General features: G+C 68.0%; 13 protein-coding genes and 1 pseudogene. 5 read left to right on the top strand and 9 right to left on the bottom strand.

Annotated features, from left to right (window positions below; genetic code table 11):
* Window positions 1–51: 51 nt before the first annotated feature.
* The 3 genes from ACFV2O_RS28570 to ACFV2O_RS28580 are packed head-to-tail and all read right to left on the bottom strand — an operon-like array spanning window position 52 to window position 3,948.
* On the bottom strand, window positions 52–873 hold the full coding sequence (locus tag ACFV2O_RS28570; RefSeq protein ID WP_379254465.1) for a YceI family protein: 822 nt from the start codon (window positions 871–873) through the stop codon (window positions 52–54).
* Window positions 870–3,413 (bottom strand): MFS transporter, encoded by a 2,544-nt coding sequence (locus tag ACFV2O_RS28575; RefSeq protein WP_379254550.1) that lies wholly within the window; start codon window positions 3,411–3,413, stop codon window positions 870–872. The genes ACFV2O_RS28570 and ACFV2O_RS28575 overlap by 4 nt, the downstream gene beginning before the upstream one ends.
* A 37-nt stretch (window positions 3,414–3,450) precedes the next feature.
* A complete protein-coding gene (locus tag ACFV2O_RS28580; RefSeq protein WP_379254466.1) occupies window positions 3,451–3,948 on the bottom strand; it encodes a MarR family winged helix-turn-helix transcriptional regulator in 498 nt (165 codons plus the stop codon).
* A gap of 194 nt (window positions 3,949–4,142) precedes the next feature.
* Here ACFV2O_RS28580 and ACFV2O_RS28585 point away from each other — a divergent pair, with 194 nt between their 5' ends.
* Window positions 4,143–4,727, top strand: coding sequence for a TetR/AcrR family transcriptional regulator (locus tag ACFV2O_RS28585; protein ID WP_379254468.1), 585 nt, complete (start codon window positions 4,143–4,145; stop codon window positions 4,725–4,727).
* Window positions 4,724–5,560, top strand: coding sequence for an alpha/beta fold hydrolase (locus tag ACFV2O_RS28590; protein ID WP_379254470.1), 837 nt, complete (start codon window positions 4,724–4,726; stop codon window positions 5,558–5,560). The genes ACFV2O_RS28585 and ACFV2O_RS28590 overlap by 4 nt, the downstream gene beginning before the upstream one ends.
* 269 nt (window positions 5,561–5,829) lie before the next feature.
* Here the strand turns inward: ACFV2O_RS28590 and ACFV2O_RS28595 are convergent, their stop codons facing one another.
* The 6 genes and pseudogenes from ACFV2O_RS28595 to ACFV2O_RS28620 form a co-directional block, all read right to left on the bottom strand.
* Window positions 5,830–7,260, bottom strand: a complete 1,431-nt coding sequence (locus ACFV2O_RS28595; protein WP_379254471.1) for a S8 family peptidase — start codon at window positions 7,258–7,260, stop codon at window positions 5,830–5,832.
* 44 nt (window positions 7,261–7,304) lie between these two features.
* Window positions 7,305–7,901 carry a DUF308 domain-containing protein gene (locus ACFV2O_RS28600; RefSeq protein ID WP_379254472.1) on the bottom strand — a complete coding sequence of 199 codons (597 nt, stop codon included), beginning with the start codon at window positions 7,899–7,901 and terminating at the stop codon, window positions 7,305–7,307.
* Between the two features lie 92 nt (window positions 7,902–7,993).
* The gene (locus tag ACFV2O_RS28605; protein ID WP_379254473.1) at window positions 7,994–8,626 is read right to left on the bottom strand and encodes a 1,4-alpha-glucan branching protein; all 633 of its coding nucleotides are present in this window, start codon (window positions 8,624–8,626) and stop codon (window positions 7,994–7,996) included.
* Between the two features lie 118 nt (window positions 8,627–8,744).
* Complete coding sequence (locus ACFV2O_RS28610) at window positions 8,745–9,680, bottom strand: hypothetical protein (protein WP_379254475.1); 936 nt, start codon at window positions 9,678–9,680, stop codon at window positions 8,745–8,747.
* 362 nt (window positions 9,681–10,042) lie between these two features.
* Entirely contained in the window at window positions 10,043–10,396 is a 354-nt protein-coding gene (locus ACFV2O_RS28615; RefSeq protein ID WP_379254477.1) for a phosphotransferase, read from the bottom strand.
* Between the two features lie 392 nt (window positions 10,397–10,788).
* Window positions 10,789–11,316 (bottom strand): annotated as a pseudogene (locus tag ACFV2O_RS28620) (YbhB/YbcL family Raf kinase inhibitor-like protein); the annotation flags it as partial.
* An 80-nt stretch (window positions 11,317–11,396) separates the two neighbouring features.
* On the opposite strand from ACFV2O_RS28620, the gene ACFV2O_RS28625 reads away from it, so the two are divergent.
* From ACFV2O_RS28625 to ACFV2O_RS28635, 3 genes are all read left to right on the top strand, one after another.
* The gene (locus ACFV2O_RS28625; RefSeq protein ID WP_379254478.1) at window positions 11,397–12,071 is read left to right on the top strand and encodes a GntR family transcriptional regulator; all 675 of its coding nucleotides are present in this window, start codon (window positions 11,397–11,399) and stop codon (window positions 12,069–12,071) included.
* 221 nt (window positions 12,072–12,292) lie between these two features.
* Window positions 12,293–13,483, top strand: coding sequence for an FAD-dependent oxidoreductase (locus ACFV2O_RS28630; protein ID WP_355074030.1), 1,191 nt, complete (start codon window positions 12,293–12,295; stop codon window positions 13,481–13,483).
* 10 nt (window positions 13,484–13,493) lie between these two features.
* Window positions 13,494–14,435, top strand: coding sequence for a sigma-70 family RNA polymerase sigma factor (locus ACFV2O_RS28635; protein WP_379254480.1), 942 nt, complete (start codon window positions 13,494–13,496; stop codon window positions 14,433–14,435).
* The last annotated feature ends 145 nt before the right edge of the window (window positions 14,436–14,580 follow it).

Genomic DNA, 14,580 nt, shown 5'->3' on the forward strand with positions numbered 1-14,580 from the left:
TGTGCACGAACGAAATTCATCGGCCCAGCGCAGATATTTCTCCGCAGCAGGCTAGATCGCGGGTAGCCGCTCGCCTTGTACGACTTCGATGTCGAGGTCGATTTTGACGGTGGTGCCGACGGCGGCCACTCCCGCGCGCACGACCGCGTTGTAATCGATCGCGAAATCGTTGCGATGCAACACTGTTTCGGCGTGGAACGCAGCACGCACGCCGCCCCATGGATCCGCTCCGAAGCCACCGTAGGTGACCTCGAGATCGACCGGGCGGCGCTGCCCGTGCAGGGTGAGCTCACCCGGCATCACCCAGGTGTCACCACCGGTACGGCGCAACCCGCTGCCGGTGAATGTGATCAGCGGATAGGTGTCGACATCCAAGAACTCGGGCGAACGGAGGTGATTGTCACGCGCAGAGATACCGGTATCGATACTCGCCGCTTTGATCTCCGCGTGTCCGGTGGACCGCTCGAACGGCTCACCGATATCGAGCCGCCCGCTCACCTCGGCGAATCGGGCCTTGATACTCGCTATACCCAGATGACGCACCGTTGCGATCACCGTCGAATGCACCGGATCGATCGTCCACGGCCCCGGTGGCGGTGCCGCCACCGTCCCGGCGATCGGCGCCAACACCATCTCCCCGAGCACACCCGTCCCTGCTGAAGAGATCCGCACGGTGCGGGCTACGGGCTCGAACCCGACAGCGGTGAGCACCGCGGTATGAACACCCGCGGGCAACAGCTCAGTGCCCACCGCCCCGGTCTCGTCGACGACCGCACGGGCGATCTGGCGCCCCGTCATATCCGTCACTGTCAACACCGCGTTCGGCACCGGCCACCCTTGTGCGGTGCGAACACGACCGGTCAATCCGCTCATCGACGATCCTCGATCTCGTAACCGAGCCGCACATCGTAGGCGACCTCGCCACCGGACACGGTGACCTGCCCGGTCACCGGCGGATAACCGCGCGCGACAACGGTGTACTGCCCTTCGGGCAGATCGGTCACGACATACCGGCCGTTCTCGTCGGTGCGTGCCGTGGCGGTCACCTGCCCCGCGGCGTCGAGCACACTGACCAGGACATCCGGCACCGCTCGGCTGCCCTCGGCCCACGCGGAGCCCGCAAGCACCGCCATCGTGGACAACTCGATGTCATGACGCAAAACACCGCTGTCCGGCACCGTCAATGTGGTGGCACTGGGACGCATATGCTCAGCGACCGCGACCAGGGTATAGACACCTGAGACCACACCGCGACATACGTAGGCGCCGTCGCCGCCTGCGACAGCCGACCCGACCACCTCGCCACGCAAATCGGTCAACGTGACGGTCGCACCCGGCAGCGGCACACCGGAGCCGGCGGTACGAACGACACCCGACAACTCGCCGGAGCCCACCAAGGTCAGATCCAGGTGATGGGGCCGCTGGCCGACCGACACGTTCACCGCGGTCGGCTGGTGCCCCATCGCCGACACGATCAACACATAGTCACCCGTCTCCGGCGCGGTGATCGCATAGCCACCATCAGCAGCACTGTTCGCCCGCGCGACCTGACGGCCACCGTGATCAACCAACGTCAACACCGCACCCGGCACCGGACGACCGTCTTCACGATGGACACGACCACGCAACGCCCCACCATCGAAGTCCGGCCCCGGCAAGCCGCCGGTCGACTGACCGTTCTGTGCCGACGCGGCCACCCGGTACACACGACCGTTCTGCTCTACCACCGCATGCCGCCCGATCGACGCGGCTGGGACCGGCTCGGGCAACACCCGCTCGGCGCCTTCCCAGAGTTGGTTTTCGTCCCAGCTCGACTCGGCGAATGCGTCCAGTTCGGCATCCAGTGCGGCCATGTCGTCCGTGGCAGTCGGATCGTCCCGCACCGCAGACTTTTTCGTGGTCGGGTCGGGTGCGGGGTTGATGTCGATTGTGCGGCGTAGTGGGCGGTTGGGTAGCAGTGCGGTGGCGATGAGTGCGACGGCTGTTGCGGCGGCGGCGATGAGGAAGATTCGTCCGGTGGCGTCGCCGTAGGAGGCGCGCACGATGGTGGCTATCGGTGTGGGCAAGGCATTGAGATTCAGATTGCCGCCGCCCGTGGTGCCGGTCCGCACACCGAGCTTGGCGAATCCTTGGGCGGATAGTTCGCTGACGCGGCTGGCCAGTACCGAGCCGAGGATCGAGACGCCGATGGCGCCGCCGAAGGTGCGGAAGAAGGCGACGCTGCTGGAGGCGGCGCCGATGTTGTGCACGCTGACGGTGTTCTGTACGGCCAGGACCAGGTTTTGCATCATCATGCCGACGCCGAGGCCGACGATGGTGATGTAGGCGCCGACCAGCCACAGGTTGGTGGCGTGGTCGATGGTGGACAGCAGCGCGAATCCGGTTACCAGCAGCGCGGCGCCGGCGACGACGAAGCTTTTCCATTTGCCGCGTCGGGTGATGAGTTGGCCGGAGCCGACCGAGGCGGTCAGCATGCCCGCGACGAGCGGGATGGTCAGGACTCCGGCGATGGTCGGGGAGTAGCCGCGTGCGGTTTGGAAGTATTGGCCCAGGAAGGTGGTCGCGCCGAACATGCCGACGCCGACGGCGATGGAGGCGATGATCGCCAGGCCGGTGGTGGGTTCGGTGATGATCGGCAGCGGGATGATCGGCGATTCGGCGCGGGACTCGACCCATACGGTGGCGAGCAGCAGCAGCACGCCGGCGGCGACGTAGATCGCCGTTTCCCGCGACATCCACGCGTAGTATCCGGCTTTGCCGGCGAAGGACACCCAGATCAGCAGTACCGAGACCCCGGCGGTCAGCAGCGCGGCGCCGAGCCAGTCGATCCTCACGCCGTCTTTGCGTTCGGTGGGTAGTCGCAGGGTGCGCTGCAACAGCGCCAGTGCGATCACGGCCAGTGGCACGCATACGAAGAAGCACCAGCGCCAACCCAGTGGGCTGTCGACGATGACGCCGCCGAGGATGGGGCCGCCGGACATCGAGACCGCCATGACCGCGCCCATGTAGCCGGAGTAGCGTCCGCGTTCGCGTGGGGCGACGATGGAGCCGATGATCGCGACGACGAGCGCGGTCAGCCCGCCCATGCCGATGCCCTGCACGACGCGCGCGGCCAGCAGTATCGGCACGGTGTGGGCGAGTCCGGCGATGATGGAGCCGGTGACGAAAATGACGATGGCCGATTGGACCAGCAGTTTCTTGTTGAACAGGTCGGCGAATTTGCCCCAGATCGGGGTGGAGGCGGCGTTGGCCAGCAGCGCTGTGGTGATGACCCAGGCGTAGGCGGTTTGCGATCCCTCCAGGTCGCCGATGATGGTGGGCAGTGCGGTGGCGACGATCGTGGTGCTGAGCAGCGCCGTGAACAGCGCCGCCAGCAGCCCGGTCATCGCTTCCAGGACCTCGCGGTGGGTCATCGCGGCGGGGTCGCGTCGCGTCACCGACTCGACTGAACTAGACATCCACTTCCTGACTCTCTGTCGAAACCGGCCCGCTCGCGCCCACCGCGGTGTGGTGCGCGACTGCGGCCAGTGAATTCCTGAGCTTCTGAACAACCACGGCGGCCTGCTCGGCCTCGTCCTCACTCCAATCGGCGAGAGCGGCCTGCAATCCCCGCGCCCGCGACACTCGGATGCGTCGCAGCAGATCGCGTCCTTGGTCCGTGATTTCGATGAGGGTGGCCCGGCCATCGCTGGGATCGGCATGGCGGGCGATGTCGCCGGAACCCACCAACTCGGCGACATGCCTGCTCAGTGTCGATGGGCTGATGCACAAGTCCACGGCCAGATCCACTTGCCGGCATCGCCCCCTGGCCTCCAGGGAGCCCAGCACGCCGACGCCACCCGGAAGCAGGTGCCCTTCTTCCGGGTGCGACAGAACAGCGCGCATCGCACGGCCCATGAAATAGAGCTCGGTTATCAGGCTCCGAGCCGCATCGGGTGATACTGCCATGCCTACTCCCAGCACGAGAATTAGTTGCTTGTGCTACGCAACTATAGCGTGCTTACTTGCGCTAAGCAATTAATCACTCACAACTGACCCAGATGGCCCGCCGCGACGAGAAGGGCACCAGTCCACGACGCCGATTGCAAAACCTAAGGGTTCTAGGATAGAAACTAGGAACCCAAGAGCGAGGAGGTGTGCACATGATGGCCCGAGCGGGACTGACCGCGGATCGGATCACGCGGGCCGCGGCCGACCTCGCCGACGAGATCGGCTTGGAGAACGTCACCATGTCGGCGGTGGCCAAGAAGTTCGGCGTCCAGGACGCCAGCCTGTACTCGCACGTGAAGAATCTGCGAGACCTCCGCGCGCGGGTGTCCGTTCTGGCGGCCACGGAGAAGACCGAACTGATCGCGTCCGCCGTGGCCGGTCGCGCCGGACGTGATGCGCTCGCCGCCTACGCCCACGCCTGGCGGGACTACGCCCTGCGTCACCCCGGCCGCTACGCCGCGACCCAGCTTCCGTTCGATCCCGAAATGACGCCCACCGCGACCGGCGCGCTGCACGCCATCGAGCTGACCTACGGCATGCTGCGCGCCTACGGTCTGGCCGAACCCGACCGGACCGACGCGGTCCGCTTGCTGCGCAGCGCCTTCCACGGATACAGCGTTCTGGAGGCGACCGGCGGCTTCGGGCACACGCGCTCGACCGCCGCGTCCTGGGAACGCATCATCGACGCCCTGCACGTCACCCTAGAGCAGTGGCCGACCGACAAGGAGAAATCATGAGATCCGGCACCCTGCGAGTCCCGGGAGCCACCCTGTACTACGAGGTCAGCGGCGCCGGGCCGGTGCTGCTGTTGCTGCCGGGCAGCGGCGGCGACGCGGCGGTGTTCGATCCCATCCTCGAGCCACTCGCACAACACTTCACCGTGGTCACCATCGACCCGCGCGGCTACTCGCGCAGTGTGCTCGACCCCGGCCCACCGGCCGACATCGAGGTCGAGGTGCAGAGCGAGGACGCCCACTTGCTCCTCGAACACCTCACCCCTGAGGACGAGAACGCTTACGTGTTCGGCGGCAGCGGCGGGGCGGTGGTCGCGCTCGACCTGCTTGCCCGGCATCCCGATCGGTTGCGTCTGGTGATCGCGCACGAGCCGCCCTCTTTCGGGGTGCTGCCCGATGCCGCCGAGCACAAAGCGTTCGTCGACGAGGTGTACGAACTGTTCGTCACCGACGGTCTCGCCGCCGCGGGCGCCCGCTTCCTCGAAGGCATCGGCGGAGGTGTGCGGATGCCCGATCCCGCCGAACTCTCCCCGCGCGCCGCGGCGATGATCGAACGCCTGCACGCCAACGCGCCGCGCAATATGGCGCACGAGTTGCGCACGATCACCTCCCATCTCCCCGACGTCGCGGCCTTGGCGCCGGTCAGCGACCGCCTGGTGCTCGGGGCAGGACGAGAGAGCAAGGGCAAGCTCCCCCACCGTCCCGCGGAAGCGCTCGCCGAGCTGCTGAACATTCCGCTCACCGAGTTCCCGGGCGGGCACAGCGGATTCACCGACGCACCTGCCGAATTCGCCGATCTGCTGCTCGAATTGCTGCTCGCCGCGCGCGTGGAGTGATCAGCGCGGCGCGACCGACCGATTGCGGCTCTGCGCGGAGAACCGGCAGCGGGTAAGACGGGCTGTCCACCTCGCCGCCGCTCCCGGTCAACGCGGCGGTTCGAACCTTTCTCGTGGACCTGCCGATTCGGCGGCGGATGCCAGCGGGCGATGAGTCGCCGCTCGACTCGGTCGGATTCCATGTCCATCAACTATGTGATGAGTGGATTCCGGTATATGGAATCGGTCGGCTGCGCACATCGAGTCGATGTATCCCGAGCCCCGGCGGCTTACCGGGGCAAGATCATCGATTTCAGATCCGGCAGGTTGCCGATGCGCTGGGATGCGGGCCGATCAGCGGCATCGGTTTGCGGTGAGCCGGTTTCCCGCAGCCGGGCGCGCACTTCCGCAGGGGACTTGCGTCCGGCCGCGGCCGCACTCATGCCCTGATAGCTGGTGACCGCGCCGACCACGATCGGGGACGCGCTCGAGGTTCCGCTGAACACGTCGGTGTACCAGAGGTCCTCGTCCGGACCGCCTTGCAGGTCGCCGTATCCGGTGGTGGTGACTTCCAGGCCCCAGCCCTGCACGTCGACCCGCTTTCCGTAGTTGGAGAACGGCAAGCGGGAGCGGGCCGTGCCGTTGTCGCGGCCATGGAAGCCGGGTGGGGGTGCGCCGGCTCCGACGATGATCGCACCGGAGTCGGCTTCGCCGCCGCGAAAGGGATTGCGCCACGTGCTCGGAAACTCCGCGGGGCGGGAGTCGTAGATCGCGGCGTCGAGGTCTTCGCCGCCATTGCCTCCCGCCTCCACCACGACGACGCCTTTACCGACCGCGTAGCTGATCGCCGCGAAGTCGTCGGGCCACCATTCGATCGCGATATAGCCGCGCTGATCCGGCCGGTTGGCGTAGGCGAAACGCGGGCCAGGCCGGTGCAGTTCGAGCAGCATCACATCGCCGGGGTTGAGCGCATCCGCAGCCGAGCGGATCGCGGACGCCGATCCGGACCCGAAGATCGACACCGCGCGGATGTACGCTTCGGGCACGATCCCGGTGATGCCGTAGGCATTCACGTCACCGCTGATCACTCCGGCGACCGCCGTGCCGTGGTCGCGCCAACCCTGCTCCGGTGACGGGGTGCCTCCGATCACCCCACCCTGGTTGACCTGCAAGTCCTCATGGGTGAACCGCCACGCGCCCTCGACATCCACCACTCGCACACCGGTCCCGCGGCCCCCCGGCACCGTCCATGCCCACCGAGCGTCGATCCCCTGCGGGGCGGCATCCAGATATCCTTGCCGCATCGCGAAATCCGGCGTGACCGGCGGGGCCTCGGCGGCGGAACGGCCGGTGATCGCTCGCGCGCCCTGCGGCGCTATCGGCGGCTCGGCGGGCGGTTTCACATATGCCGCCGCCACGTCGTCCGCGGTACGCAACCGCTCGGCCAGTTCGTCGAGTCGGCCGGTGGCACCGCGGACGTAGAAGTAGTTGAGATACTCCGCTCCGGTCTCCAGGCGTGAGGTGCCGGTGAGCCTGCGCTCCAAGCGGTTGGCCGGTCCGAAGATGCGCACCAGTTCGCTCCCGGCCGGAAGTAGTTCCGTCAGACGAGCTTGCGCGCTGTGACTGTCGCTCAGAGCGATCGGCGTGATCGCGGTACCGGCGCCATGGGTGACCACGATGAGTTCCGCGGGCGACCGGAGCTCGGATTGCTGGGATGCCATGGCGCCCAGTCAACCTGGATAGCATCCCGCTCGCCACCTCGAGGTCAGCCATCCAAGCGCAAGGTCGGCACCATCCCCGGCAGCGCGACCGTGTCGCGCCGGGAGCCCACGGAGAACAAGGCCTCCAGCGTCCCGATCGCGATCATGCACGATCCGGCCACCCAGCCGAGCGTGTCCGGCGACTCGAACGACACCGACCCGACCAGTAGACCGAGTGCCAGCGTGATCAGCCCGAACAACTCCTGCCGTCCGCGCCCGGGCAGATCATCGACCCAGACCGCCACGGTGGCGTGACAGATCCCACGGATCGCCCACGCCAATCCGATCCAGAACGACAGCAGCGGAGCCGAATTCCCACCCGCGAAGCAGAGCACCGCGAGTAGGGCCGACAGCGCCCCACTGACCAGCACCAGCATCCGCAGCGGGGTCACGAAGCGGGCACCGAGCGCCACGACCAGTTGTAGGGCGCTGTTGAGCACTAGGTAGCCGCCGGACAGCAGTTCCGCTGTCGGCAGCGATTTGTGCGGCCACACCGCTAGGGCCACACCCATGATCATCGAGCAGGCACCGGCTACCAGTACCGTCTGCCGGGCTGCCCCGGCCAGTGGTTCCGTACGCCCTTCGACTCCGGTTTCGGGCATAGCTACATGATATGACCAGAGCCGCGGTTAGCGGCTCGTTTGCCCCATCCCGCTCCTCGCCGTGCACGCGCGGACACACCGCTCCGTTCGAACTACGCAGCCAGGCTGATGAATACGCCGGTGGCAATGGTGTCGTCGAGCCGCCACCACGCGTCGACCCGACCGGCAACCGCCGACTCCACAGGCGAGACCGGCACTTGCAGAAGGCGATGGATACGAAGGATCCGATCGCCCACCGGGATGTCGGTGTAGAACAATCCATCCCGAGCTGGACCGAAACCTCCTGCGAGAGAGAGCGTATCCGCGACGTGCACCGTGACCGAGGGATCCGGCGTGTCGCTCTCGCTTTGGGCCTGAGGCCGCGCGTTCCCGACGAGCGCGGAGACGATCTGGGCCACCGCGACCGGGTCACGGGTGGCGTCGTACACCCACCGGGTGCCGAGGACACCGTGTTCGGAAGTGCCCACAAGTGCCTCGGCGGCGTCCGGCAGCGGTGCGCCCCGGTAGGTCAGCGGCACGTGGTAGGTGTGCGGCTGCGCGCCGGAGTGATCGGTGATCACCACGAATTCGATCCCGACTTCCCCGTCCGGGTCATCGAGCCGGAAACCGCCGGCTTTGCGCAGATCCGGTGGCTTTTCACCGCGATACCACGCGCGGCCGGGCAGCCATGAGGTCAGCAGTTCCATCTTCGTGGGAACCATGGTGGTCCGATGGATGACGGCCATGCTCGACTCCTCCTCCACGTCGCACACCGAGATGCACCGAGATGCACCGAGATGCACCGAGATGCACCGAGATGCACCGAGATGCACCGAGAGCCTAGTACGGAAGCCCTACGCCCGCTCAGGCGTCGTCGCGCCGGTCGGGCTCGGTAACGGGTGATTTGCGGCGAGCTTCGGCGAGGAGTTCGTCGAGCTGGGCCTCGGCGCGTTCGGCGCGCGCGAGGGTCTGCACGCGAGCTTCGTCCAGCGCTTCGAGCCGCTGAGCGGCTTCCGCGCGCGCCTTGTCGACAGTCGCGGCGGCCTCTGCGCGGACGGCGGCCAGTTCGGCGGCCGCGGCGCGACGGGTTTCGGCGAGCTCGGCGCGGGTGGTGTCGAGTTCGGCGCGTACTCGGCGCCATTCGGCTCGCGCTTCGTCGGCGGCTTCGGCGCGCTCCGAGGCGGCACGCTCGGCTCGTTCGGCCGCTCGTTCGGCGTCCGCCGCGCGCTGCACGGCGAGATCGCGCTCGGAATGGGCGGCCGCGACCAGGGCTTCCGCCTCACGCCGGGCGTGTGCGATGTCGGTCTCCGCGCGACGCTCGCCGCGCTCGACTTGTTCGGCGGCTTGCTTTTCGATGCGTTCGATCTGTTCGGCGGACTCGCGGCGCACGGTGCGGACTTCGGCTTCCGCTGCGCTGCGTGCGGCGAACACGTCATCGGCCGCCTGCTTGGTGACGCGTTCGACCTCACGCAGCGCGTCGTCGCGGGCCGAATTCGCCTCGGCGACCAGCCCTTCGGCGTGTTCGGCGGCGCCGGCCGCGTCGTCGGCGGCGGATTCGGCGAGTTCCCTCGCCTCCTGCGCCTCCCGCCGCGCCTGCTCGGCCACTACCGCCGCGCCTTCCGCCTCGGCGATCCGCCGCGCCGCGTCCACCTGAACCGCCTGCACCTGGGCTTCCGCGACCGCCGGGTCGGCCAGCGTGGACAACTCCGCGACCGCGGCGTTCAGCGTGGTGTTCAACTGCTCGGCGAGTCCCCGGAATTGGGTGAGCAGTTCATCGGCCCGCAATCGCGCAACGGTCACCGGCCCCGGCTGCGTCACAGTGACGGCAGTGGCCGCAGTCTCGGCCTCCTGCTGTTGCCGTTGCCGCTCGCGCCACGCACGCCAGCGCGTGTGATCGGGCCGGTCGCAGTACTCCGAGGGACGACCGGGTCCTGCTCCGCTCGGAATCGGGCGCGTACAGCCCGGATAGTTGCACACCTTCGACACGGCCAGATCGTAGCGTTCGATTCTGCGCAACCTCGCTTCCCCACCGAGGACGTATCACGCACTTCAGGCAGTGCGGCGGCCGTCCTGGCTCAGTAAATACGAGGTCAACGACCAGCGTGAGCTGACCAGCGACCCTATCCGCCGCGCGGCCGAAAGGATTGGAGGCGCTCACGCGCTCACGTCACGTTTCGGCACCGGCTGGCCGCAGTAGCGGAGTAGGCATCGAAGAACCGCGTGGACTTGCCCACCGGCAGAATCAGCCATGCAGCAGCCGGATCCGTCGCCGGATCGCCAGCGCCCAGCTCGCCGAAATCGAGCACGCCGGAGAGCATGCCTTCGCGGACAACGACTTCCAGTTCTGCGCCGGATGTTTGCCCTGCCGCGGTCGAGGACGGTCCCCCACACCGGCCGGGTCCGGCGGTCCCGGTGGTCAGAGGCCGGCTCGGCGGCGGACGGTGCGCTCGAGGATCCCGAGGGTGGCTTTGAGGGAGGACCGGGGAACCACCGGGAAGCTGAGCCGCTGCTTCCATTTCTCATCGATCTGTGACCAGTCGCAATACGACGTGACGAGGGTGCCGCCCTCGGCAGGTGCCAACCGGTAGCCGTAGATGTGGCCGAATCGGCGGCCACCGGTTTCGACTGTCCAGGCGATCTCCTCGTCCGGAACGAGCCTGGTGATGACGACCTCGACCTCGTACCTGCCCAGGGGAACGTCCCCGAGGGCCTCGCGATCCATGTGGACCAGGAATCGGTCGCCGGGACGCTCGACCGGCTTCCCTTCGGCGTCGATCAGCATTCCCGATGCGTCGATGTCCACGTGCCCTTTCGGGTCGGTCAGCACCGCGAAGACGGCATCGGGGGATGCGGGGATGAGCCGGGACACCTCGACCCGTTCGGCGTCTGCCGGTTTCCCTTCGGCAGGCGGCGTTTCCGCAGTGGCGATGAGAACCGCCCTGCCGAGGATGTGCGAGGTCATGGCGAAGCCGAGCAGGGCCGGGGTGGAGTCGACCGGCACGCCGATGGATTCGACGTCGAGGGCATGCACCACGACCAAGTATCGGTGTGGGCCGTGCCCTGGCGGAGGGGCCACGCCGCTGAACCTGGCCGCGCGGGCGTCGTTGGGCAACTGGAAGGAGCCGGTCGGCAGACCCGCCCCCGTGTCGTCGCCGGCGCCCTCGGGCAACTCGGTCACGGTGGCCGGGATGTCGGCGACCGCCCAGTGCCAGAATCCCGACCCCGTCGGAGCGTCGGGGTCGTAGACGGTGACGGCGTAGCTCGCCGTGCCTTCCGGCGCGCCGCTCCAGGACAGCTGCGGGGAGACGTCCTTCCCGCCGGGAACGCCGGAGGAGAACTGCGCGGGCGGCCAAGCGCCGCCGTTGGTGACCGTGGTGCTGGTGACGGTGAAGGAGGCCGCCTCGGGGAGGCGGGCGAAGGGGTCGTTGGCGCTCATCGTGTCTTCTTTCCGTTCATCTACCGACATCCACGGTACAAAAATAATCGATTATTCTCTAGATGATCTATTATCTGGGTATGCATCGGACATCGCGCACTCCGGACTCACCCGGAAAGAAGATGCTCTCCGAGCAGGTCTACGCGCACCTACGGGGCGCGATCATGCGCGGGGAATACGCTCCCGGTCAGGCCCTCAAGCCGCAGGATCTGGCGAAGAAGATGGACGTGAGCCTTGCCGTCGTCCGCGAGGCGCTGGTGCGGGTGGTCGGCGAGGGCCTCGCCGACCGGCTGCCCAACCGCGGCTTCGCCGTTCCCGCCTTCTCCGACCGCCGATGGCAGGAGATCGCGGAGGCCCGCCGGACCATCGAGCCAGTCCTATTGCGTATGTCCATCGAGCGCGGCGACCTGGACTGGGAGGCTCGCGTGCGAGCCGCCCACCACCGCATGGCCGGCACTCCGGTGTACCTAGCGGGAGACGGCGAACACTACAGCGAGGCATGGTCCGAATTACACCGGCTCTTTCATCGCGCCCTGGTCGATGGCTGCGGTAACCCAGTCCTACTGGAGACCTTCGACAGGCTGTGGACCGCCAGCGAGCTGACCCGCCGCTGGTCGACCCGCCGCAACCCCGACCGCGACGGCGTCGAAGAACACCGCCGACTGGAAGAGGCGGCACTGGCCCGTGACGCCGACGCCGCAGCCGACGCATTGGCCCGGCACCTCACCCTGACTGCCGCCGGACTGGAACCGTGATCGGTGAGGCCGGAGTGCCGGACAGGCGCGGCCCGCCCCCGGTGGGGCCACCGGGGGCGCGGACAGCATCAGCAGCTTCCTTCGGCGAATGGATCGCCTTCTCCGCCCGACAGCCGTGAGGTCATGCGGGTTTCGGGAGTGACTCACGTCACTGATCGATGCTGTCAGGGATTGGGGGGCTGTCTCGTTCAGGGAGCACGCGAACCAGACAGGAGCGAACCATGAAGCACCGCATCGTCGTCCTCGGGGCCGGATACGCCGGAGCCTTCTCCGCCGGATACCTGGCGCGCCAACTCCATTCCGACGACTTCGAGATCACTGTCGTCAACGCCGAACCCGATTTCGTCGAGCGGCTGCGCCTGCATCAACTCGCCGCCGGGCAGGATCTCCGCCACCGGCCGCTGGCGGAGATGTTCGCGGGTACCGGCATCCAGCTGCGACTGGCGCGGGTAACCGACGTCGACGTCGAGCACCGGAGTGTCACAGTCGCCGACGCCGAGGGCGTCGAGCGGCTCGGATACGACACCCTCCTCTACGCGCTCGGCAGCGCTGCCGCCGACCACGGCGTTCCGGGCGTCCACGAGCACGCCTTCCCCGTGGCCGCGCGGCCGTCCGCGCTGCGCCTGCGCGCACGCCTGGACGAGCTGGGCGGGGACGGGAAGGTGCTGGTAGTCGGCGGCAATCTGACCGCGATCGAGACCGCCACCGAGATCGCCGAATCACGCCCAGGCCTTCGGGTCGGCCTGGCCACCAGCGGCGAACTGGGCGGCTGGCTGGGCACGAAGGCTCGCCGTCACCTGCTGCGCGCCTTCGACAGGTTCGATATCACGGTCCACCAGCACACCGCCATCGAGCGCGTCGAGGAGGCGGCAGCGGTCGCCGCCGACGGCACCGCTTTCGCCTCCGACGCGACCGTGTGGGCCGCAGGCTTCGCCGTCCACCCGATCGCCGCCGCCAGCGGCCTCGAGGTGGTGGCCAACGGCCAGATCACGGTCGACCGTCAGATGCGGTCGGTCTCCCACCCGGACGTCTACGTCGCCGGTGACAGCGTCTTCGTCATCGGTGACAACGGTCGGCCGTTGCCGATGTCCTGCGCTTCCGCGGGATTCACCAGCATGCAGGCGACCGCCGCGATCATCGGGGACCGGACCGGGCGCAAGGTCTCGACGACCTCGCTGGCGTATGTCGGCAACCACATCAGTCTCGGCCGCAAGGATGGGATCTTCCAGCTGGTGGACGGTGACGCACGTGCGAAGTCGTGGGCTCTGTGCGGCGGGACGGCCGCGCGCGTCAAGTCGGCGATCCTTCGGACTGCCGCCTGGAGCGTGAGCCACCCGACCTTCGGAAAGCCGAGTCGCCACTATCGCTCGGCCACCACCGCAGAGCACTCGCCCCACGTGGTCGCCGCATAGGGTCGTGCTCATGGACACTGCCACCGTGGCGCGTTTCGAGGCCAGCCGCAATCGGCTGGCCTCCCTCGCCTACCGTCTGCTCGGCTCGGCCGCCGATGCCGAGGACACGGTGCAGGACGCGTTCCTGCGGTGGCAGGCCGCCGACCAGGAGTACGTCGATGTGCCCGAGGCATGGCTGACCAAGATCGTCACCAATCTGGCGCTCGACCGGCTCCGTTCGGCGAAGGTGCGCCGCGAACGCGCGGTCGGCGCCTGGATGCCCGAACCGCTCCTCGACGGCGACCCGATGCTGGGTCCGGCCGACACCGTCGAGCAGCGCGAATCGGTGACCCTGGCGGTGCTCACGCTCATGGAGCGTCTGTCGCCGATCGAACGGGCCGTCTACGTGCTACGCGAGGCCTTCGCCTACAGCCACGCCGAGATCGCCGAGATTCTCGGCATCACCGAGGCCGGCAGTCAGCAACACACCCACCGAGCCCGGCGCCGAATCGCCGCCGCGGGCAATGGCACCGACGTCGATCGAGCCGCGGCGCGCCGAATCGTCGAGGCGTTCGTCGACGCCGCCTCCTCGGGCCGGACCGAACGGCTGCTGGCGCTGCTGACCGACGACGCGACCGGCATCTCCGACGGCGCCGGGCTGGGGCTGGCCGAGAAGCTGATCCGGTACTCGACCCCGCAGCGGATCGCCGGCGTGGTGCGGGCCGGCTTCAAGCCGTCTCCGGCCAAGCGGAGACTCGCCGGCGGCTCGCCCTCGATCCATGCCGCCGTGGTCAACGGCTGCCCCGCCATGCTCGCCACGCTCGACGACCGCGTCGTGGGCGTGGTGGTCCTGGAGATCCGTGACGACAAGATCGCAGGCATGCGCGGCATCGCCGCGCCGGACCGACTCGGTCGCCTCACCCAAGAATGGCAGCGGCAGGAGCATGCCGCCCCGCTGATTGAATCGTGGTAAGCGGCTGTCCGACAGTCGATTTCACGTTCGTCGGTGGCCACTGACGCGTTGGTGGATCTGTTCGAGCTGGTGCGCAGGATCAACACGGGGCGGATCGGCGCGTGGAACAGGAGATTGCCGAAGGCATGGGGATGCGATCGATTTG

It is taken from the genome of Nocardia sp. NPDC059691 (assembly GCF_042733915.1).
Taxonomy (GTDB): Bacteria; Actinomycetota; Actinomycetes; order Mycobacteriales; family Mycobacteriaceae; genus Nocardia; species Nocardia sichangensis.